Below are 20488 nucleotides of genomic sequence, written 5' to 3' on the forward strand. Positions count from 1 at the left end.
CATCCAGACCCGCCCCGTCAGCGTGACGCGGTTTATAGGCACATCATCCAATCACGTCAACGGAAATTTTTCAGTTTTTTTTGGCGGCCTTGTTTATGCCGCAAACCTCCCGTACAAGCCGATTGTCCAAGCCTTCAAACCGGATTCTATCTCGCCCAAACGGGACAGATGCACCAATAAAGACGGGACCGGTGCCTTGGGTTCGGAATCGATTGCCCGCCAGCCACGAGAACAGTCGGTTTGCATAACTTAAGGAAAAATTGAGGATTACTTGACAAAATTGCGATCTGACAGCATCTTTTGTCGCGCAATTATGGTTAACGGGTTCTAAATCAACACATTAGATTAGGTGGTTCAACGAGTGCTGAAGAAAATGAAATCAGGCGCCCTGGTGGGCCCATTTGGCAAGTCCTTGCTGATACCTGTCATGACATTAATTGCCGGCGGCGCCGTTGGAGCCCTGCTTGCGACAACTTTCCTGACAAGTTCAAGTGATATTCCGAGTTCAAGCCTGAGCATGGAAGAAAGCCAAGAGGCGCCCGGCGCACCCCTTGAAGCCGCTGCCTCCAAGCCGGAGGAAAGCGATGAAATCGAAGCCTCCGAAGTTCTGGAAAAGGAGGCTGAAGTAACTGTTGCCGCTTATGCGACGCCGAAAACCGAAAGCCTTCAGGAAATGACCAAGACGGTTTCCGTCAGCAAGGGCGACACCCTGATGGAAGTCCTGACGAGGGCCGGTGCCGATCGCACGGAAAGCCATGAGGCAATTACCGCCCTTAACGAGATTTTTGACCCGCGCAGCCTGCGGATTGGTCAGGACATCACGCTTTATTTCGGCAATGCGGACGATATCCAGCAGAGCGATGCCGCCACGCCAAGCCTAATTCGCGTCTCTCTGAATGAAGATGTCGATCGCCAGCTGGCAGCAGTGCGCACACCTGGCTCCGGTTTTACTGCGCAGGAAACAATCCTAGAGCTGGACAAGAAAATGGTCCGGGCGGGCGGCGTCATTGATAGTTCGCTTTTCCTGTCGGCGGCACAGGCGGGCATTCCCACCAAGACAATCGTCGATCTTATCCGGATTTTCAGCTATGACGTCGACTTTCAGCGTGAGATCCAGCCCGGCGACAGCTTTGAAGTCTATTTCGAACGCTTTGCCGACGAGAATGGAAATATCCTGAAAGACGGATCGATCCTCTGGGCATCGATGACCTTGAGTGGCAAGAAGCTATCCGTCTACCGGTTCAAAACCGAGGATGATGGTTTCACGGATTATTATGATGAGAAGGGCCAGAGCGTAAAGAAAACGCTTATGCGCACACCGATTGACGGCGCCCGCCTCACCTCCGGCTTTGGCAAGCGCAAACATCCGACACTCGGCTATACCAAAATGCATCGCGGTGTCGATTTTGGTGCCCGCAGCGGAACACCGATCATGGCGGCCGGTAACGGCACCGTCGAATTTGCGGCGCGGAACGGCGGCTACGGCAACTACGTCCGCATACGACATAACAGCGAATTCAAGACGGCCTATGCGCATATGAGCAAGTTCGCCAAGGGAATTCGCAAGGGCGCGCGGGTGCGGCAGGGCCAAATTATCGGCTATGTCGGATCAACAGGCCGCTCTACCGGTCCACATCTGCATTACGAAGTACATAAATCCGACCGACAGATAAATCCGCTTTCCGTTAAACTGCCGGCGGGCCGCAAACTTGGCGGCAAAATGCTTGCGGCATTTCAGTCCCGCTCGGAACAAATTCGTCAGGAAGTCGCCAGTGTCGAGCTGGAAACGCAATTGGCGAGCGTGAAGGCTGACTAGAGAAATCGCTTTCTTCGAAATGAGATAGCAAGAAAAAAACGGCTGCCATAAATTGGCAGCCGTTTGTCTTGTCATCTGGGGACGCCGTTAAGCCGCATCCGCCAGTTCATTATTGATCATCAGACCATCTTCACTTGCCGTGATCCTGACCTTTGCACCATCCGCAATCGTGCCTTCGAGTATCTGAGAGGCCAGCGGATTTTGCAGATACCGCTGGATCACCCGCTTCAACGGCCGGGCACCATATACCGGATCGTATCCGCGATTGGCGATCCACTCATAGGCGGCGGGATCAAGATCAAGCTCTATCCGACGATCGGCAAGCAGCTTCTGCAAATGCTCAAGCTGGATGTCGACGATGGCGCTCATATTCTCGCGGCTCAGCCGGTGGAAGATGATCTGCTCATCCAACCGGTTCAGAAACTCCGGCCGGAACGCCGCGCGCACCGTTTCCATCACCTTGTGACGAACAAGCTCGTCATCGACGTCATCACCGCCAGACATATGCTCGCTGCCGAGGTTGGACGTCAGAACGATAAGCGTATTTTTGAAATCCACCGTCCGGCCCTGTCCGTCCGTCAGGCGGCCATCATCAAGCACCTGTAGGAGCACATTAAATACATCCGGATGCGCCTTTTCGATCTCGTCGAACAGAATGACCTGATAGGGACGACGGCGCACCGCTTCGGTGATCACACCCCCCTGATCATACCCAACATAACCGGGAGGAGCGCCGATCAGACGGGCGACGCTATGTTTCTCCATATACTCCGACATATCGACACGCAGCAGCGCATGTTCATCATCGAAAAGGAACGCGGCGAGCGTCTTCGTCAGTTCCGTCTTCCCGACGCCGGTCGGACCAAGGAACAAGAAAGAACCAATTGGGCGGTTCGGGTCCTGCAATCCGGCCCGCGAACGGCGAACCGCGTTCGAAACAGCAACGAGCGCCTCTTCCTGACCGACCACGCGTTTGCGGAGCTCGGTTTCCATATTCAGCAGCTTCTCGCGCTCGCCCGAGAGCATCTTGTCAATCGGAATACCGGTCCAGCGTGAGACGACGCCGGCGATATCCTCTTCCTTGACGCTATCCCGCACGATAGAGGAGCCTTCAGCTTCCTCGGCTTCGGCCAATTTCTTTTCAAGCTCGGGGATAACTCCGTAGGCGAGCTCTCCGGCGCGCTGCAGATTACCCTGCCGCTGAACCGTGGCAAGTTCATTGCGCGCCGTATCAAGCTGTTCCTTGACATGCTGGGCACGATTGAGTTTTTCCTTCTCCATTTGCCAGCTTTCGGTCAGATCGGCAGATTGCTTCTCAAGCTCGACCAGTTCCTTGCGGAGTTTTTCAAGCCGTTCCTTCGAGGCCTTATCCGTTTCTTTCTCAAGCGCCGAGGCTTCGATCTTCATCTGCAGGATCTTGCGGTCCAGCTCATCGACTTCTTCAGGCTTGCTGTCCACTTCCATGCGGCGGCGGCTGGCAGCCTCATCAACCAGGTCGATGGCCTTGTCCGGCAAAAACCGATCAGTGATATAGCGGTTCGACAAGGTTGCGGCAGCCACAAGCGCATTGTCCGAAATCTGGACGCCATGATGCACTTCGTATTTTTCTTTCAGGCCACGCAGGATCGAGATCGTGTCCTCAACCGTCGGCTCGGAGACGAATACGGACTGGAACCGCCGTGCCAGAGCGGCATCCTTTTCAATATATTTGCGATATTCGTCGAGCGTCGTCGCCCCAACACAATGCAACTCACCGCGGGCCAAGGCCGGTTTCAGCAGATTCGAAGCATCCATCGAACCTTCCGCCGCTCCCGCGCCGACAAGGGTGTGCAATTCATCGATAAAGAGAATGATTTCGCCGCCCGTTGCCGAGATTTCGGAGAGAACCGCCTTGAGCCGTTCCTCAAACTCACCGCGGTATTTCGCACCGGCAATCAATTGGCCCAGGTCAAGGCTCATCAATTTCTTGTCTTTCAAGCTCTCCGGCACGTCGCCGTTGACAATGCGGAGCGCCAGCCCTTCGACAATAGCCGTTTTACCGACGCCGGGCTCGCCGATCAACACCGGATTATTTTTTGTCCGGCGCGACAGGACCTGAATGGTCCGGCGGATTTCTTCATCACGTCCGATGACGGGATCAAGCTTGCCCTTGCGGGCTGCTTCCGTCAAATCACGGGCATATTTATTCAGCGCGTCGTAACCCGCCTCCGCCCCGCTGCTGTCGGCCGTCCGGCCTTTGCGCAGATCATTGATCGCTTCGTTGAGATTATTGGGCGTGACATTGGCGTTCGCCAGAATTTTCGCCGACTCCGTTCCTTTTTCAAGCGCGAGCGCCAGCAATAGACGCTCGGCCGTAACGAAGCTGTCACCGGCCTTGTCGGCAAGCTTTTCCGCGGAGGCAAAAACCCTTGCAAGCTCGGGCGTCAGGTTGACCTGCCCCGCGCCGCTTCCCGTAACCTGCGGAATTTTCGCGATGGCGCCTTCAACGCCCTGCCGCGCAGCGTTGGCATCGCCGCCCGCTTTTTCGATAAGGCCGCTGGCAAGACCTTCCTTGTCATCCAGCAAGACTTTCAGGAGATGTTCAGGCGTCAGCCGTTGATGATTTTCACGTAACGCCAAAGTCTGGGCCGATTGAATAAATCCCTTCGACCGATCTGTATATTTTTCGATATCCATGCTCGTCCTCGACACATAGACCGCTGTTTCCTTGCGCGACTTCCCATGATCCCTTAGAGGCAACCAATTTGCAAGCCCGCCAGCGGCTTCTTCACTGGTTTATATGTGGGGCGAAATTGGTTGATTTCAAGCGTAATTCCGGGACATTTTCTGAACCAATTCAAGATCATAATAAAAAAGGGAGGTCCGATATGACCTCCCTTCCGCATCGCGTCTGTGGTACAGCATACGGCGTCCAATTGACGTTACTCCGTCGTATTGACCTCTTCCGTATCATTCTCGCTATTATTCCGGCTGGATGTGCGGCGACGCAGTGTCCGCGTCCGGCTGACTTTGCGTTTCGGTTTCGCAGATCCCTCATCCTCTTCCGACGATTCAGTGTTGCTCTGTTCGGTGCCGCTTGCCGCGAGTTCGATTTCCGGCTGCTCGGCCGTACTCAAGTCAACAAAAGATGTCTGGTCCACACTTTCCTTGCTGTTATCATCTGAATTGGCGGCATTGTCATCGCCGCGACCTTTCGATTGCCGGGAAACCTGCGCCTCTTTTTCTTGGCCATCGTCCGCAGTGGCATTTTCAGTGTTATCCGCATTCTGCTTTTCGCGAACTGGCACAGAATTTGCGGCGATTATACGGAAATAATGCTCGGCATGTTGAAAGTAGTTTTCGGCTGCTACGCGGTCGCCGGAATTCTGGGCGTCCGTGCCAAGGGCGACATACTTGTCATAGACCTGGGAAGCCGTTCCCCGGATCTTTCCATCCGGGCCATTGCTGTCGTAATTTCGGTTATTGCCATTCGGCCGGCGATTGTTCCCGGAACCTGTCCGGTTGCCACCCGTGTTTGCCCGCCCGCCACGGGGACGCCTGTTACTACTTACTCTCATTATCGCAATGATTCCGTCAATCTAGAGTTCTAATTTCGCTTTATTGTAAAGTTGATTCAATTCAGGCGTCTGTTGAAACCCCGCTCGCGCTCCCAAGATGACTTGTCGATCCCGGTAGCTCTAGCCTGATTTTGAATTAAATAAAGATCATGGACCTTAAGTGAGGTCTCGTTATTCACATATGATCTGCTAAAAGCCTACCTTCTGTTTGCGCAATAATCCAACCTTTTTTTCAAAAAGCGCCTTATTTACCGAGCCGCGCCATGACGCACCGCTCTATTCCCGCGATATCTTTGTGATATTCTGGCGCGACAAAGCCTGCATTCACGACCAATTCCCCAACAAGGGGCGCCTGCTCTATACCCACTTCAAGGACAAGCAATCCGCCCGGCTGGAGCAGGATGTGTATCTGCGCAAGAATTTCCCGATAGCAATCCAGGCCATCCTCCCCGCCAAATAAAGCCGAATGCGGTTCAAACTCGCTGACCTCGGGTTGCAACATGGATTTGTCAGCTGAAGGGATATAGGGCGGATTACTGATCACAAGATCGAACCGCTCCGTAACTCCTTCTCCCCAGTTTCCAAGGCGGAAGCCGGCCTGATTAGCAAGTTGTAACCGCTCCGCGTTCCGGCGGGCGACAGCAAGCGCCGGCTCGCTCGCATCAGTACCGATGCCGCTCGCGTCCGGAAATTCGCTCAACAGCGCCAGCAAAAGGCATCCGCTGCCTGTACCGAGATCGAGAATACGTTGGGGTTGAAAGCCCTGCGCCCGCATTTTCAATACCGCCTCGATCAAGGTTTCACTATCCGGGCGCGGGTCCAAAACATCGGACGTTACCAGAAAATCGAGGCTCCAGAATTCCCGGTGTCCGGTGAGGTGGGAAAGCGGCTCCCTCGACGCTCGCCTTGCAACCAGTGCATCGAATTCCGCTTTTTCTGTGGCGCTGAGACAGCGATCGGGCTCGCGGTATAAAATCCCGATATCATCCTTAAAGACATGGGCAAGTATCAGTCCGGCGTCACGTTTGGCGTTTTCCACGCCGGCGCGGTCCAGGATTTCAGTCGCTGCGAGCACGGCCGGACGAAGCGCAAGGCAGGTCACGTCAGTTTTCACCTTCGATCTCGGAAAGCAACGCCGCCTGGTCTTCCGCGATCAGCGCTTCAATAATTTCATCAAGCGCTTCACCGGCAAGGACCCTGTCGAGCTTGTAGAGTGTCAGATTGATGCGGTGATCGGTTACGCGGCCCTGCGGGAAGTTATAGGTCCGGATGCGTTCCGATCGATCCCCCGATCCGACCTGGCCCTTGCGCGCCGCCGATCGTTCCGCGGCCCGGGCGGCGCGCTCCGCCTCATATATGCGCGAGCGCAAGACGCTCATCGCCTTGGCCTTGTTCTTGTGCTGCGACTTCTCGTCCTGCTGCTGAACGACGATTCCCGTCGGAATATGGGTGATACGGACGGCGCTGTCGGTGGTGTTGACGGACTGTCCGCCGGGACCGGACGCGCGGAAGATGTCAATGCGGATATCGCTGTCGGCAATCTGTACGTCCACCTCCTCCGCCTCGGGCAGCACGGCAACCGTCGCGGCCGATGTATGAATGCGCCCGCCCGTTTCAGTTTCCGGAACGCGCTGCACACGATGCACGCCGGATTCAAACTTGAGATTGGCGAACACGTTGCGCCCCGTGACCTTGACAATGACTTCCTTGATGCCGCCGAGGTCGGATTCTGAAAGGGACATGGTCTCACATGTCCATCCCTGACCCTCTGCATATCGCTGATACATGCGATAAAGATCGCCCGCGAAAAGCGCTGCCTCCTCTCCTCCGGTTCCCGCACGGATTTCAAGGATCGCGTTTTTCTCATCCGCATCGTCCTTCGGCAAAAGCTGGATTTTGATGGAATGTTCCAGATCCGGGAGCTGGGTCTTCAGCTCATCGATTTCCATCTCGGCCATTTCGCGCATTTCAGGATCCGTGTCGCCGCTTTCCAGCATTTCGCCAAGATCGTTCAGTTCCTTTCTGACCGACTGATATTTTCCGATTGCCTCAACCAGCGGCTTGATCTCGGAATATTCACGGCTCATGCGAACGAAGTCATCCGGGGCAACATCTCCCATCGCGCCCGACATTGCGGCCTCAAGCTCTTCAGAGCGTGCCTGGATCATCTTGAGTTTATCTTCAGGTAACATGCTCGGACCTTATAGGAGACGGCGAAGCGCGGAAGATAAGCTGGCGAGCGGGACTTCGCTCTGCTCACCCTGATCGAGATCACGAAGCGTGCAGACATCCCGCACAAGCTCATCTTCGCCGATCAGAATAGCGGCCCTCGCATTCAGCTTGTTCGCCCTTTTCATCCGTTTGCCGACATTGCCCTTGAAGGCCATCTCTATTGATATTCCGTCCTTGCGGAGTTGATGCGCCAACTTCGCCGCGACGGCGTCCGCTTCTTCCCCTACGGGGATGAGGGCGACCGGGCGAACAGCCGCCGGTGCCTCATCGGCCAGCATCGCCAGCCGCTCGATACCCCCGGCCCAGCCGATCCCCGGGGTCGGTTTGCCGCCCAATGTTTCGATCAATCCATCATACCGGCCCCCGGCAATCACTGCCCCTTGCGCGCCGAGCGCAGTCGTCACGAATTCAAATGCGGTGTGGGTATAGTAATCGAGCCCCCGCACGAGTCTGCGGTTCAGGTGATATTCGATACCAAGCAACGACAGCCCCTCCAGCACTTCATCGAAAAAATCACTGGAATAGCTGTTGAGATAATCGGTGAATATCGGCGCCTGCTCGACAATAACCCTGTCGCCCTTATCCTTGCTGTCGAGGATACGAAGCGGATTTCGCGTCAACCGGTCGAGACTGTCCTGCGACAGACTGGATTTATGATCGTTGAAATAGTCGACGAGCGCGGCCCGATACGCCTGACGGCTTTCCGTATCCCCGAGCGTGTTGATCTCCAGCGTGCATTTCTCCATGACGCCAAGTGCATCCAGGATCGCCGCCCCCAAAGCGACAACCTCGATATCGGCCTTGGCCTCGGCTGCCCCTATGCATTCCACGTCAATCTGATGAAACTGCCGCTGCCGACCCTTTTGCGGGCGCTCGTAGCGGAACATTGGGCCCGCCGCAAAGACCTTGAAGGGAACGTTCTGCTGCAGTCCGTTGCTGATAAAGGCGCGGCAGATTCCGGCGGTATATTCCGGACGCAGCGTCATGCTTTCGCCGCTCCGGCTCTCAAAGGAGTACATTTCCTTCGACACCACATCGGAGCTTTCGCCCATTGTCCGGGCAAAGACCTCTGTGAATTCAAAAATCGGCGTCGCCATTTCCGCATAGCCAAAACGTGCCGCCATTTCCCGCGCCGTCCCCTGCACATGGGCGTGGCGCGCGAATTCCTCTGGCAACAGATCATGGGTGCCGCGGACTGGCTGTGGTAAGGACACGTCGTTTCTCCGTCTGTCTTTTCGCTTCTGTTTTGGGGGTCAAGCGATCCGTTTGGCCGCTTCGATAGCGGTCGTCTCACCGCTGGCATTCAAGGCTTCGATTTCGGCGGCCTTGGCCTCGACCAGCTCGACAATATGATCGACCATATCGCCCGTCGCCACTTTATGGTCGGTAAGGCCACTTAAATAGACCATATGGTTATCCTTGCCACCTCCGGTCAGGCCGATGTCGGTTTCGCGCGCCTCCCCCGGACCATTAACCACACAGCCAATGATCGAGAGGGTGAGAGGCGTCTGGATATGGGCGAGACGTTGCTCCAGCGTTTCCACCGTTTTGATGACCGGAAAAGCCTGCCGCGCGCAGGACGGACAGGAGATGATTGTCACTCCTCGCCGCCGGAGGCCCAGAGATTTCAGGATCTCATAGCCCACCTTGATCTCCTCGACCGGATCAGCCGAAAGCGAGACGCGAATGGTATCGCCGATACCCGACCAGAGCAGCATGCCAAGCCCGATTGAGGATTTTACCGTCCCCGTCGAGAGCCCCCCCGCCTCGGTTATCCCGAGATGCAATGGATAATCGCATGCCTCCGCAAGGCCTTGGTAGGCGGCAACGGAGAGGAATACGTCGGATGCTTTGACGCTGATCTTGAAGTTGAAGAAGTCATTGTCTTCGAGGATACGCGCATGATTTAGCGCGGATTCGACCATGGCTTCCGGACAGGGCTCTCCGTATTTCTCAAGAAGCTCACGCTCCAGGCTGCCCGCATTCACACCGATGCGCATCGAGCAGTTATGGTCAACCGCCGCCTTGACCACATCACGAACGCGATCGGCCGAGCCGATATTGCCGGGATTGATCCGGAGGCACGCCGCGCCCGCTTCCGCCGCCTCAATACCGCGTTTGTAGTGAAAATGAATATCCGCGATGACGGGAACGCTCGTTTCCCGGATAATTTCCTTGAGCGCTCTCGTGCTCGCCTCGTCGGGACAGGAAACACGCACCATATCCGCACCGGCATCCTCAAGCGCATGAATCTGCTCAATCGTCGCCCTGGCATCGGAAGTCAGCGTATTGGTCATCGATTGAACGGTAATCGGCGCGTCACCGCCAACGGGGACGTCGCCCACATAAATCTGGCGTGATTTCCGCCGGACAATTTCTCGGTAAGGTCTGATGCTCATGGGATCATGCTTTAATAAGTTGGCGTTAAAAAATGCCGTAGTCTCAATGCGCGCCTAAAATGGCCGCAAATGACGGAAATTACAAGTGATACCGTTCGCGCCTCGCAACGAATGCGGAGTTCGGCTATTGCAGTCCGCTGTTCTCTAGCAGGCTTTCCGCCGCCAGCGGGACTTCACGCAGGATCGTGCCGGCACCGCCCAACGATCTGATCTCCCGGCCATCGACACGAATTTCAAGTCCGCCCGCGTTTCCGGTTGTCAGCTTGATGTCCGGGGCGTTGGGCGCCATATAGACGTCGCCGGGCTTCAGAACCCGCGAGAGCACCGGCTTTTCATCAGCGGCCTTCACCTCGACCCAGCTTTCCTCGGTGGCACGAAGAACAACACGCGCGTCCGTATTCTCAACACCGAATGTTCTCGGCAGCGGGCTTTCCCGTGCTTCATCGGTCACCGGTTGGTTCGCCAGCGCTATTTTGAGCGTATCCTGCGGATAGGTTTTGATGTCTACCGCCTGATCCGCGGCGGCTGATGTTGCTGCCGCGTCACCCGATGGCGGATCGACCGACGTAATGGTATTTCCGGCTTCTACCACAGGTGCAGCTTCGGCGGAAACGAACGTCGCTGGTTTTTCTTCCGTTGCGGTATCCGGCGCGCTTGTCGCCGCATCTCCGGACGGCGCGTCTGACGGCTGCTCCGTATTTTCAGCGGTAGTTTCGGCGGCGGTATTTTCATCCGCCTGGGATGCTTCCTCTACCGGCTTCTTCTCTTCGAGTGCCGCCATTTCCGAAACCTCACCATCCGATGACGAGACTGCAGTTTCGGTTGTTATTTCTGACGTCTCATCCTTTAGGGCTGGCGCTGTCGTAACCGGCGTAGCAGGTGCAATTTCGGCAATATTTTTTGGCGGCTGCACGCCCGGTTCCTCGGAGCCATCTGAACTATTTGCATTTCCGGAAAGGTCGACATCGCGAATTTTGCTGGCCAGATGATCCGGAAGTTCGGCGACACGGTCAAAATCAAGACTCTCGCTTTCCTGATAGAGGAACCAACCGGCCAGGAGGATCAGCGCGAAGACCAGCGTGCCGAGCAGAATACCGGCTCCCGGAATCCGTCCGCCGGTCGTGGGTTCGGGAAACGCGAGCGACGGTACATGAAGACCGTTGCCTTCTTCATTCTTGTACAGCTCAACAATGGCGACCGCATCAAGGTCCAGCAAATTTGCGTAGGAGCGCAAAAAGCCGGTCACAAATGTCTGGCCGGGGAGGCTCTTAAAGTCGCCTTCTTCAAGCGCATGCACCTGGCTCGCCCGCAAGCGCAGGATATCCGCCACCTGATGAAGGGAGAGACCTTTCGCCTCGCGCGCCTCGCGAAGGCGAGCGCCAACGGTCAGAGGGGCCTCCTCAACCGCCTCTTCCGTCTCACTCGGGTTTTGGAATGACAGCCTGTTGCCCTTGGATGCATGTCTGCTGAACAGGTTAGGTTGTGTCACGACGTCTCGCCGCTTGCTGTCTTTCGCCATAATGGAACGCCAAATTTACCGTTATTTAAATCGTCTCAACAGCTTGCCCGCCATTATCGGCGAAAATAAGGAAACTGCAATAATTTATATAATGATCGAGTGATCACGCGCGAAAGCGCGCAATTGATCCCGCACGGAATGATCGCGCGAATGACACAGGCCGCGGACGAAATTTTCCAGCCGGCCTATATCGGCGCTGAGCGCCATTTCCTTGACCCGCCCGAGGGTCTCCGCTGACATCGAGAAGTTGCGGTATCCCAATCCAAGCAGCGCCATTGCTTCCAACGGACGACCGGCGATATCGCCACATATCGAGAAGGGCTTGCCTGCCTTCTCACAATGTTCCGCAATATTTCTTAGCAGCGTCAGCAGGCTTGGACTCAACGTATCATAGCGGTCGCTGATCTTGGGATTGCCGCGATCGATGGCAAAAAAGAATTGCATCAGATCGTTCGAACCGACCGAGATAAAATCGACTTCCGCCAGGAGATGCGGCAATTGCCAGACAATAGAGGGCACCTCGATCATCGTCCCGACATTCACGCTCTTCGGCGGGCCACTGTCGCGTTGCGCGGCCCGTTCGATTTCCTTGTTCAGGATCGCCTTGGCTTCCTGAAATTCCGACACTTCGGCGATCATCGGGAACATAAGCGAAAGGTCCCGACCCGCCGCAGCGCGCACGAGGGCCCGGAGCTGACTGCGCAGGAGAGCGGGACGATCAAGGCCAATGCGGATGGCGCGCCACCCAAGCGCGGGATTTTCCTCAGGCTTCGTTTTTAAATAGGGCAGCAGCTTGTCGCCGCCGATATCGAGGGTGCGAAAGACGACAGGTTTCCCGTCCATCTTGTCGAGCACCCGCGAGTATAGATCCGTCTGCTCGTCGACCTTCGGCATCTGGGAGCGCACCATGAACTGCAGTTCCGTCCGGAACAATCCGATGCCGTCTGCCCCGAGATCGGGAAAGTGATCGATGTCGATCAACAAGCCAGCATTGACGTTCAACTGAAGGGGAATGCCGTCTCTCGAAATATTCGGCTTGTCGCGAAGCGCCGCATATTTCGCCTGACGCCGGGCGCGTTGCTGCTGGCTTTGGGCGAACGCCTGCTGCACATCTTCGCCCGGCCGCAGAAAAACCTGGCCATGCTCGCCATCGACCAGCACGAAATCACCCTGCTCGACATTGTCGATTATCGTCTCGCACTGACCGACAACCGGGACGCCAAGCGCCCGCGCGACAATCGCCACATGGCTCGATCTTGTTCCTTCCGCCAGTATGAGCGCCTTCAGGTGCCGCCGGTCATAATCGAGCAATTCCGCAGCGCCCATATTCCGGGCGACTACGACGGTATCCTTTTCAAGATTACGGCGATCGATTTGCGTATGGCCATCGAGATGGAGGTAAAGCCGGTTCGCAAGGTCGTCAAGCTCTGACAGCCGCTCCCTCAGGTAGGGGTCGGTGATTTCCTTCATCCGTGCCCGCGTGTCATCCTGGACACGCTTGATTGCCGCTTCCGAAGTGAGACCCGTGTTGACCGCATCCTGCAGTTTTTTCAGCCAACCCTTGTCATGGGCGAACATCTTGTAAGCTTCGAAGATATCCTTCGATTCATCGCTGAACAGTGTATTCGTCGCGTTGAGAAGCTTATCGACGGTGCTCTGCATGGCGCTGACCGCAGAGTTAAGCCGCGCCAGCTCCTTCGCCCGGTCTTCCGAAATGGTGCGCAGAACTTCGATCCGCGGCTCATGCAGCAAGGCATCGCCCGAGGCCAATCCTTCAGCCAATACCCGGCCGCTGATGTGATGGGGCAAAGTTGCGTTTCCGGCGGTATCGGAAAATTCTGTTGCCGAGACCATCTGCTCGGAACTGACAAGTTCCGCCACCACCATCGCGACCGTCTGCAACGCTTCGACTTCTTCATCGGTGTAGGTTCGACGCGTACGGTTCTGTACGACGAGAACGCCGATAACGCGCCCGCCGCGCAAAATTGGTGTACCGAGAAGCGAGTGATATTCCTCTTCCCCGGTTTCCGGCCGATACGCAAATTGCGGATGCGATTGCGCGTCTGATAAATTAAGTGGCCGGGCCCGCGCGGCGATATCGCCGACAAGCCCCTCGCCAAAGCGGAGGCGGGTCTGATGGACGGAATTCTTTTTCAGCCCTTCCGTCGCGTAGAGTTCGAGGACGTCTCCCGCCCGCCGGAGATAGCAGGAACAAACCTCGGCGATCATATTGCTCGCGATCAGGCGGACGATTTCGTTCAGGCGCTGTTCTGCGTCGCCATGCCCCGCCATAACCTGGTGAAGCCTGCGTAACAACAGTCTCGGTGCACTGATCCCCAGACCGCTCATTTATGATCTGTTCCTTTGATCTCCATGATTGTCGAAAGAGTCCCGCGCCTGTGCGACGAGTTCTTCCATGATCTCCTCGATTGACTGCTCCTTTTTGACCATACCGACGCTTTGTCCCGCCATCACGGAGCCGTATGCCACATCCCCTTCGATAACGGCACGGCGAAGGGCCCCGGCCCAGAAATGCTCTATCGCAAGCTGGGCGGCTTCAAGATCCATCTCGCCCGCCTTGTATTTCGCGATCACTTCATGCTGGGTCTCGATGAATTTCATGCCGCCGTCATTGTTGAGAGCGCGAACCGGAATAACCGGAAACATCGGGTCAACCTGAACCGTCGTGACGGCATCACGGGCATTCGCGCGAATGAACGCCTTCTTGAAGTCCGGATGCGCGATGGATTCGAAGGCACAGACGAACCGCGTCCCGAGCTGACATCCCGATGCGCCCATTCGAAGGTAGGTGGCGATCGCCTCCCCCCGGCCGATGCCGCCGGCCACGAAGACCGGTACATCGGTGATATTGGGCAGGATTTCCTGCGCAAGGACGCTGGTGGAGACCGGGCCGATATGACCACCGGCTTCCATTCCCTCGATGACCAGTGCGTCAGCGCCGCTACGGATCAGTTTTTTCCCGAGCGCCAAAGTGGGCGTAAAGCAGATCATCTTTGCCCCGCCCTCCTTCACCTTGAGAATGGTTTCCTTTGAGGGGACACCGCCCGCCAGAACCACATGCCCGACCTTAAGTTTCAGGCATACATCCACGAGTTTGTCGAGGTCCGGATGCATTGTAATCAAATTGACGCCGAAGGGTTTATCGGTCAGCGTCTGCGTCGCCTTGATTTCCGTTTCGAGCAATTCCGGCGTCATCGCACCACAGGCAATCACGCCAAACCCGCCTGCGTTGGAAATCGCCGCCACGAGGTTGCGTTCGGACACCCAGGACATCGCACCGCCAAGTATGGCGTATTTGGTGCCGAGAAAATCGCATCCGCGCTTCCAGGCAGCTTCAAGGCACTTCGCGCCATTCATCACAAGATCACCCATGTCACGCTGCATCCAGTCCAAAGGCCGTATGCAACGTTCGTACGGCAAGTTCGGTATATTCCTCAGCGAGCAAAACGCTTACTTTGATCTCTGACGTTGAGATGACCTGAATATTTATTCCCTTCTCCGCAAGGGCAGCAAACATCGTTTTTGCCACGCCGGCATGACTGCGCATGCCCATGCCGACAATGGATACCTTAACAACATTCGGGTCCGGGACGACGGCCTTGCAATCGACTTTTCCTTTAAGCTTTTCGAGAACCGCCAGCGCCTGGGTCACTTCCTTACGGCCGACCGTGAAGGTCAGATCCGTTGCCTTGCCATCTTCCGAGACGTTCTGAACGATCATATCCACATTGACGTTCGCATCTGCCAGTGCGCCAAATACATTCGCGGCGACGCCGGGCCGGTCGGCGACCTGCTGCAACGTCACCTTGGCTTCATCACGGGTATAGGTTACGCCGCTTACAACCTGATGTTCCACGATATCTTCCTCATCTACAACCAATGTTCCCGGTAAGTCTTCGAAGCTGGAAAGAACCTGCAGCTTCACGCGGTGCTTCATCGCCATCTCGACGGATCTTGTTTGCAGCACCTTGGCGCCGAGCGACGCCAGCTCCAGCATCTCTTCATAAGTGATTTTATCAAGTTTGGCGGCCTTTGTCGCGATCCGCGGATCCGCCGTGTAGATCCCGTCGACATCTGTATAGATATCGCAGCGATCCGCTTCCAGTGCCGCCGCAAGCGCCACGGCCGACGTATCTGAACCCCCACGGCCGAGGGTGGTAATGCGGTTGTCCGACCCTATCCCCTGAAAGCCCGCGCAGACCGCAACCTGCTTGTCATCGAAACGTTTGATGATCTCTGCACAGTCTATTCTCTCGATCCGCGCGGCGCCATGGACCGCGTTCGTCTTGACGGGAACCTGCCAGCCCAGCCACGACCGCGCTGAAATCCCGAGATCCTGAAGTGCAAGGGAAAGAAGTCCGACGGTCACCTGCTCGCCGCTCGACACCACGACGTCATATTCGCGCGCATCATGCAAACTCGCGACATCAGACACAAGATCAACCAGTCGGTTTGTCTCGCCGGACATCGCGGAGACAACGACCGCGACCTCATGACCGGCATCGACTTCCCTTTTGACTTTTTGGGCGACATTCTTGATCCGCTCCACCGAACCGACCGAAGTTCCCCCGAATTTCATCACCAGCCGCGCCATGGCCGCATTACCTCTCCCTTCGCGCATCAAGCGAAGGTTCCAAAATATTATGCAAAAGTCACAATTACCCTTTGGTTCAAAAGGAGCGTATACTTATACTTAACGAGGGGTGCGGGGCAAGCGCCGCAATTAATTTATTGCAATATAGCTGACTTTTTATAACCCGTTCGGGAACGAGACGAATATGAGTGATGCAGCAAAGGCGAAATCAGTGGATCCCGGCGAAATTGCCAATTTCGCTGCAATGGCGGATGAATGGTGGGACGAAAACGGGAAATTCAAACCGCTTCACAAATTCAATCCGATTCGCATCGGCTACATCCGCGATACCGTCATTGACCATTTTGGCCTGCAGCTCGATAGCGCCGTCGTCAAACTTAAACCGTTCGATGGATTGCGAATTCTGGATATCGGATGCGGCGGCGGGTTGCTGTCGGAGCCCATGGCGCGTCTCGGTGCGACTGTCGTGGCGGCGGACGCGTCAGAGAAAAATATCCAGATTGCCGCCCTTCATGCAGAAAAATCCGGCCTGAAGATCGATTATCGGCATAGCACGGCTGAGGAACTCGCCGCGGCCAGCGAGAAATTCGACGTTATCCTGAACATGGAAGTGATCGAGCATGTAGCCGATATCGCGGGGTTTGTTGAAGCCTGCAGCACCCTTCTCAAGCCGGGCGGCATTATGTTTATCGCGACTTTGAACAGAACGGCCAAAAGTTTCGCCTTCGCCATTGTCGGAGCAGAGTATATTTTACGCTGGCTGCCCAAAGGAACGCATAACTGGAAAAAATTCCTGAAACCTTCCGAGGTCGCGCGCCTCGTCCGGGCAAACGGTCTTGTCGTTCGCGATATCTCGGGGGCGATTTATAACCCGTTTGAAGATCGCTGGCGCATCGGCAAGGATCTCAGCGTCAATTATATGCTGGCGGCTGTAAATCCTGAATGAGCGATCGCAATTCGGAATTGACCGAAGGCAGCCCTTTGCCGTAATTGGATAGCTTTCTATCGAGAGATCCGCCATGCCGTTAAAAAAGTCACCGCTTGCGCCTGCCGCCTTCCCGTCATTTCCCGAAATCGCCGGTGTGCGATTTGCCTGTGGAAATTCGGGAATGCGCTACAAAAGCCGCGATGATGTCATGTTGGCGGAATTCGCGCCCGGAACGACAGTTGCCGGAGTTTTTACGAAAAATTCGATGCCTGGCGCTCCGGTAGACTGGGACCGGAAAATCCTGTCCAACGGCACGGCGCGGGGTCTGGTCGTCAACGCCGGCATTGCCAATGTATTCACCGGCACCGCGGGCGTAAGGACTGTTGAAGAAACCGCGGCCGCGGCCGCGCGGCTTCTCTCCTCCACTCCCGAACAGATCTATATCGCCTCGACCGGCGTGATTGGAGATCCGGTTCCCACAGAGAAAATTACCGGGCTTCTTCCGCGTCTTGCCGAGACTCTGTCGGCGGATGGCGGGGAAACCGCCGCGAACTGCATTCTGACAACGGATACCTTTGCGAAAGGGGCCGTGGGCACCGCCAGAATCGGGGAAACCGAGGTGACAATCGCCGGATTTGCCAAGGGATCGGGCATGATCGCGCCGGATATGGCCACGATGCTCGCCTTCCTGTTTACCGACGCGGCAATCCCCGCCAACGCCCTGCAATCCCTCCTGAGCGAGACGAATGAAAAGACCTTCAACTGCGTGACCGTCGATTCCGATACGTCGACAAGCGATAGCGTTCTGCTATTTGCGACCGGGCAGGCCGACAATGACCTGCCGGAATCATACGATGATGTCGTCCTTCACGATTTCAAACGTGCGCTGAAAGACGTGATGACGAACCTTGCCCAGCAGGTCGCACGCGATGGCGAAGGCGCGAGCAAGTTTATCACAGTAACAGTAACAGGCGCGGAAAGCGACGCCTCGGCCAAGACCATAGCCCTCGCGATCGCCAATTCGCCCCTGGTAAAAACCGCGATCGCCGGGGAGGATGCCAATTGGGGCCGGGTGATCATGGCGGTAGGCAAATCCGGCGAGAAGGCGGACCGCGACAGGATGAGCCTGAAGATCGGGGGCGTGCTAATTGCCGAAAATGGCGGTCGCGCATCTTCCTATCGGGAAGAAGACGTTACGCCTTATATGAAAGGCCGGGAAATCGAGATTGAAGTGGATGTCGCCGTCGGGAGCGGCAGCGCGTTTGCCTGGACCTGCGACCTTACCCATGGCTATATTGATATCAACGCCGATTATCGAAGCTGATGACGTCAATCACACCGCTTCCGACAATCCTCGTGGCCGCGGTCGCGCTTGTCGATGATGACAACCGGGTTCTTATCGCCCAGCGCCCGGAAGGCAAAAGCCTGGCGGGGCTTTGGGAATTTCCGGGCGGCAAGGTGGAAACGGGCGAAACACCCGAAGTGGCCCTCATTCGGGAACTCAAAGAAGAGTTGGCGATCGACGTAACCGAAGCCTGCCTCGCGCCATTCACCTTCGCGAGCCATTGCTATGAAAATTTTCACCTGTTGATGCCGCTATATGTCTGCCGTCGCTGGAACGGAATTCCGCGGCCAACAGAAGGGCAGACCTTAAAATGGGTTCGCGCGGCGCGCCTTGGCGATTACGATATGCCGCCGGCAGATGTGCCGCTAATCGCCATGCTTCGCGACTTGCTGTAGGGAAACAGCCTCAAAGCCGCCGGCGAAAAAGGCCGGCGTTTGGATTTTCTCCTCATCCAAAGGCCGGCCCAAGTAACCTCTTTACTCACATTTGCGAGTACGAATCAGGGACAGGCACCAAACGCCCCTTCTTCATTCAGGTTTACATTAGAAATTACAAACGAAAAGACCAAATATAGCAACTGTTTTTGTTGCTATTTGTGGTCATTTTCTTCAGCGCCTTTTATAAGTCGTCTTGACGTTTGCTTTATGAGATCTCGCGTTTCCTCGTACATATCGAGGGAAAGGCTTGTATATTGGGGTGTTGGACGGACTAAAGTCCGCCGCCGGTCGGCCGGATCTTTTTCAAGCCGGATCAGGTTATCCACCACCATTGATTTAAGGGTTTTATGAAGGCTGGACCGCCCGAGTCCCGTCAGGGAAGCCAGTGTTTCGAGATCGATTTCGCGTTGATGAATCCGTCGATGGGCCATTGCCGCCCCTATCAGGTAGCGATTCTTGGTCACGCTTGAATCCCGCCGCTCCTGAATGGCCCGGATCTGGGTCCAAAAATGTTTGATGATCCTGTATTCTTCGGGCGTCATCCGACGTCCGCTCAGAACTTCAATGAGTGTACGCATTCGACAAACTAACCCGCGATCCGATATTAATAAATTTATAGTTAATAATATCAACTGAAACGACCATAGATGGCAACCGGCGATTACGAAAAGTTTTTATTTCGATGCCGACCGAAGCGACATTCTAGCTTTCGAGATAGTCGCTCAGGCTTGTCCGGCCGCTACCGGGCGCAAGTGGTTTCTGCTGGCTTTCATGGGGTGACCAACCGGTCATATAGATAATCTGGAATGTTGCCGGGATGCGGCCGTCGTTATCCGCATAGCGTTCGATATATAATTCCGCTGTGCGCATCAAAACACGGCGGCTTGTAAACGTCTTTTGACGCGCCTGCAACGCATTGGCTTCGCCCATACCCCGAAGTTCCTGCATCAGTGCAAAAGGATGGGGGTATTTTAGCGTGATCACATCCATATCGGTAACGGGCAGCGCCAATCCGGCCCGCTGCAGGAGCGCGCCGGCATCGCGCACTTCCGTAAAGGGGGAAACCCGCGGGCTTGCGCCACCCATCACCTCCGATTCCGCGTCCAACAGGCAGGCTCTTAATTCCTTGAGGCTTTCGATACCGAACAGGGCACCAAGAAAGAGCCCGTCGGGTTTCAGGATTTTGGCGATCTGGGAAAGCGCACCCGGGAGATCATTCGTCCAGTGCAGATTTAGCACGCTTCCAACAAGATCGAAGGAGTTCGGTTTGAAGGGCAGAAACTCTTCATCCGCCACAACAAAAGGGGCCTTTGCCGTTCCCTGCATTGCGGCGGATAAATCCGTCCGGAGGATCCACTCGGATTTTTTCATTGCGGTAAGGTGGCGCGCCAACAGACCGTCCCGTCCCCCAAGATCAAGAGCGATCTTAAAGGAATGATTTATGTCCAGCAGCCGCTCCGCCAGGCGCGACGCCACTTCATCGAACAGAAACCGGTGCCGCGGCCAGTTCAAAGCGGCGGCGCGACGGCGGTGAGCGGCAACCGCGCGCCGGTCAAAGAGAATATGTTCTGGCTGAATTAGGGAAATCGGCTTTTTCATTCGTCTTTTATTACACTTCCCTCTCGCGGTTGCAATGAAAC

General features: G+C 55.9%; 17 protein-coding genes. 5 read left to right on the top strand and 12 right to left on the bottom strand.

The genetic code is table 11. The annotated features are described in order from the left end of the window. Together GQF03_RS18780 and GQF03_RS13035 are read left to right on the top strand one after the other, a co-directional pair. On the top strand, positions 1-253 hold a 253-nt coding region (locus GQF03_RS18780; protein WP_206673083.1), incomplete at its 5' end, for a hypothetical protein. 108 nt (positions 254-361) lie between these two features. After that, positions 362-1816: a peptidoglycan DD-metalloendopeptidase family protein gene (locus GQF03_RS13035; RefSeq protein WP_161339738.1), complete on the top strand. Its 1455-nt coding sequence runs from the start codon at positions 362-364 to the stop codon at positions 1814-1816. An 87-nt stretch (positions 1817-1903) separates the two neighbouring features. On the opposite strand, the gene clpB is transcribed toward GQF03_RS13035, so the two are convergent. From clpB to GQF03_RS13085, 10 genes are all read right to left on the bottom strand, one after another. Further along, a complete protein-coding gene (clpB, locus tag GQF03_RS13040) occupies positions 1904-4492 on the bottom strand; it encodes an ATP-dependent chaperone ClpB (protein ID WP_161339739.1) in 2589 nt (862 codons plus the stop codon). Positions 4493-4737: 245 nt separating this feature from the next. Continuing rightward, on the bottom strand, positions 4738-5373 hold the full coding sequence (locus GQF03_RS13045; RefSeq protein WP_161339740.1) for a DUF4167 domain-containing protein: 636 nt from the start codon (positions 5371-5373) through the stop codon (positions 4738-4740). A 244-nt stretch (positions 5374-5617) separates the two neighbouring features. Beyond that, entirely contained in the window at positions 5618-6487 is an 870-nt protein-coding gene (gene prmC, locus GQF03_RS13050; protein ID WP_206376007.1) for a peptide chain release factor N(5)-glutamine methyltransferase, read from the bottom strand. Beyond that, on the bottom strand, positions 6477-7565 hold the full coding sequence (prfA, locus tag GQF03_RS13055) for a peptide chain release factor 1 (protein WP_161339741.1): 1089 nt from the start codon (positions 7563-7565) through the stop codon (positions 6477-6479). Before prfA ends, prmC begins: the two co-directional genes overlap by 11 nt. A 9-nt stretch (positions 7566-7574) precedes the next feature. After that, a complete protein-coding gene (gene hisS, locus GQF03_RS13060; protein ID WP_161339742.1) occupies positions 7575-8819 on the bottom strand; it encodes a histidine--tRNA ligase in 1245 nt (414 codons plus the stop codon). Positions 8820-8858: 39 nt separating this feature from the next. Continuing rightward, positions 8859-10004, bottom strand: coding sequence for a flavodoxin-dependent (E)-4-hydroxy-3-methylbut-2-enyl-diphosphate synthase (ispG, locus tag GQF03_RS13065; protein WP_161339743.1), 1146 nt, complete (start codon positions 10002-10004; stop codon positions 8859-8861). Positions 10005-10128: 124 nt separating this feature from the next. Continuing rightward, on the bottom strand, positions 10129-11523 hold the full coding sequence (locus GQF03_RS13070; protein WP_161339744.1) for a helix-turn-helix domain-containing protein: 1395 nt from the start codon (positions 11521-11523) through the stop codon (positions 10129-10131). 84 nt (positions 11524-11607) lie between these two features. Next, positions 11608-13872 (bottom strand): phosphoenolpyruvate--protein phosphotransferase, encoded by a 2265-nt coding sequence (ptsP, locus tag GQF03_RS13075; RefSeq protein ID WP_161339745.1) that lies wholly within the window; start codon positions 13870-13872, stop codon positions 11608-11610. Beyond that, positions 13873-14916: an NAD(P)H-dependent flavin oxidoreductase gene (locus tag GQF03_RS13080; RefSeq protein ID WP_206376006.1), complete on the bottom strand. Its 1044-nt coding sequence runs from the start codon at positions 14914-14916 to the stop codon at positions 13873-13875. A gap of 1 nt (position 14917) precedes the next feature. Beyond that, on the bottom strand, positions 14918-16138 hold the full coding sequence (locus GQF03_RS13085; RefSeq protein WP_161340803.1) for an aspartate kinase: 1221 nt from the start codon (positions 16136-16138) through the stop codon (positions 14918-14920). A 184-nt stretch (positions 16139-16322) separates the two neighbouring features. Here GQF03_RS13085 and ubiG point away from each other — a divergent pair, with 184 nt between their 5' ends. The 3 genes from ubiG (at position 16323) to mutT (ending at position 18806) form a co-directional block, all read left to right on the top strand. Then, complete coding sequence (ubiG, locus tag GQF03_RS13090; protein WP_161339746.1) at positions 16323-17084, top strand: bifunctional 2-polyprenyl-6-hydroxyphenol methylase/3-demethylubiquinol 3-O-methyltransferase UbiG; 762 nt, start codon at positions 16323-16325, stop codon at positions 17082-17084. 73 nt (positions 17085-17157) lie between these two features. Further along, positions 17158-18390, top strand: coding sequence for a bifunctional glutamate N-acetyltransferase/amino-acid acetyltransferase ArgJ (gene argJ, locus GQF03_RS13095; RefSeq protein ID WP_161339747.1), 1233 nt, complete (start codon positions 17158-17160; stop codon positions 18388-18390). After that, positions 18390-18806, top strand: coding sequence for an 8-oxo-dGTP diphosphatase MutT (gene mutT / locus GQF03_RS13100; protein WP_161339748.1), 417 nt, complete (start codon positions 18390-18392; stop codon positions 18804-18806). Before argJ ends, mutT begins: the two co-directional genes overlap by 1 nt. Positions 18807-19000: 194 nt before the next feature. On the opposite strand, the gene GQF03_RS13105 is transcribed toward mutT, so the two are convergent. Together GQF03_RS13105 and GQF03_RS13110 are read right to left on the bottom strand one after the other, a co-directional pair. Then, entirely contained in the window at positions 19001-19390 is a 390-nt protein-coding gene (locus GQF03_RS13105) for a MarR family transcriptional regulator (protein ID WP_161339749.1), read from the bottom strand. A gap of 160 nt (positions 19391-19550) precedes the next feature. Next, positions 19551-20447, bottom strand: a complete 897-nt coding sequence (locus GQF03_RS13110; RefSeq protein WP_161339750.1) for a methyltransferase domain-containing protein — start codon at positions 20445-20447, stop codon at positions 19551-19553. Positions 20448-20488: the final 41 nt, after the last annotated feature.

Origin of the sequence: Sneathiella chungangensis (assembly GCF_009882935.1) — a bacterium.
In the GTDB taxonomy this organism is placed as follows: Bacteria; Pseudomonadota; Alphaproteobacteria; order Sneathiellales; family Sneathiellaceae; genus Sneathiella; species Sneathiella chungangensis.

Coding starts and splice junctions, on each gene's coding strand:
- clpB (WP_161339739.1), bottom strand. CDS start 4,492: ATGGATATCGAAAAATATACAGATCGGTCGAAGGGATTTATTCAATCG.
- GQF03_RS13045 (WP_161339740.1), bottom strand. CDS start 5,373: ATGAGAGTAAGTAGTAACAGGCGTCCCCGTGGCGGGCGGGCAAACACG.
- prfA (WP_161339741.1), bottom strand. CDS start 7,565: ATGTTACCTGAAGATAAACTCAAGATGATCCAGGCACGCTCTGAAGAG.
- ispG (WP_161339743.1), bottom strand. CDS start 10,004: ATGAGCATCAGACCTTACCGAGAAATTGTCCGGCGGAAATCACGCCAG.
- GQF03_RS13070 (WP_161339744.1), bottom strand. CDS start 11,523: ATGGCGAAAGACAGCAAGCGGCGAGACGTCGTGACACAACCTAACCTG.
- ptsP (WP_161339745.1), bottom strand. CDS start 13,872: ATGAGCGGTCTGGGGATCAGTGCACCGAGACTGTTGTTACGCAGGCTT.
- GQF03_RS13080 (WP_206376006.1), bottom strand. CDS start 14,916: ATGGGTGATCTTGTGATGAATGGCGCGAAGTGCCTTGAAGCTGCCTGG.
- GQF03_RS13085 (WP_161340803.1), bottom strand. CDS start 16,138: ATGGCGCGGCTGGTGATGAAATTCGGGGGAACTTCGGTCGGTTCGGTG.
- ubiG (WP_161339746.1), top strand. CDS start 16,323: ATGAGTGATGCAGCAAAGGCGAAATCAGTGGATCCCGGCGAAATTGCC.
- argJ (WP_161339747.1), top strand. CDS start 17,158: ATGCCGTTAAAAAAGTCACCGCTTGCGCCTGCCGCCTTCCCGTCATTT.
- mutT (WP_161339748.1), top strand. CDS start 18,390: ATGACGTCAATCACACCGCTTCCGACAATCCTCGTGGCCGCGGTCGCG.
- GQF03_RS13105 (WP_161339749.1), bottom strand. CDS start 19,390: ATGACGCCCGAAGAATACAGGATCATCAAACATTTTTGGACCCAGATC.
- GQF03_RS13110 (WP_161339750.1), bottom strand. CDS start 20,447: ATGAAAAAGCCGATTTCCCTAATTCAGCCAGAACATATTCTCTTTGAC.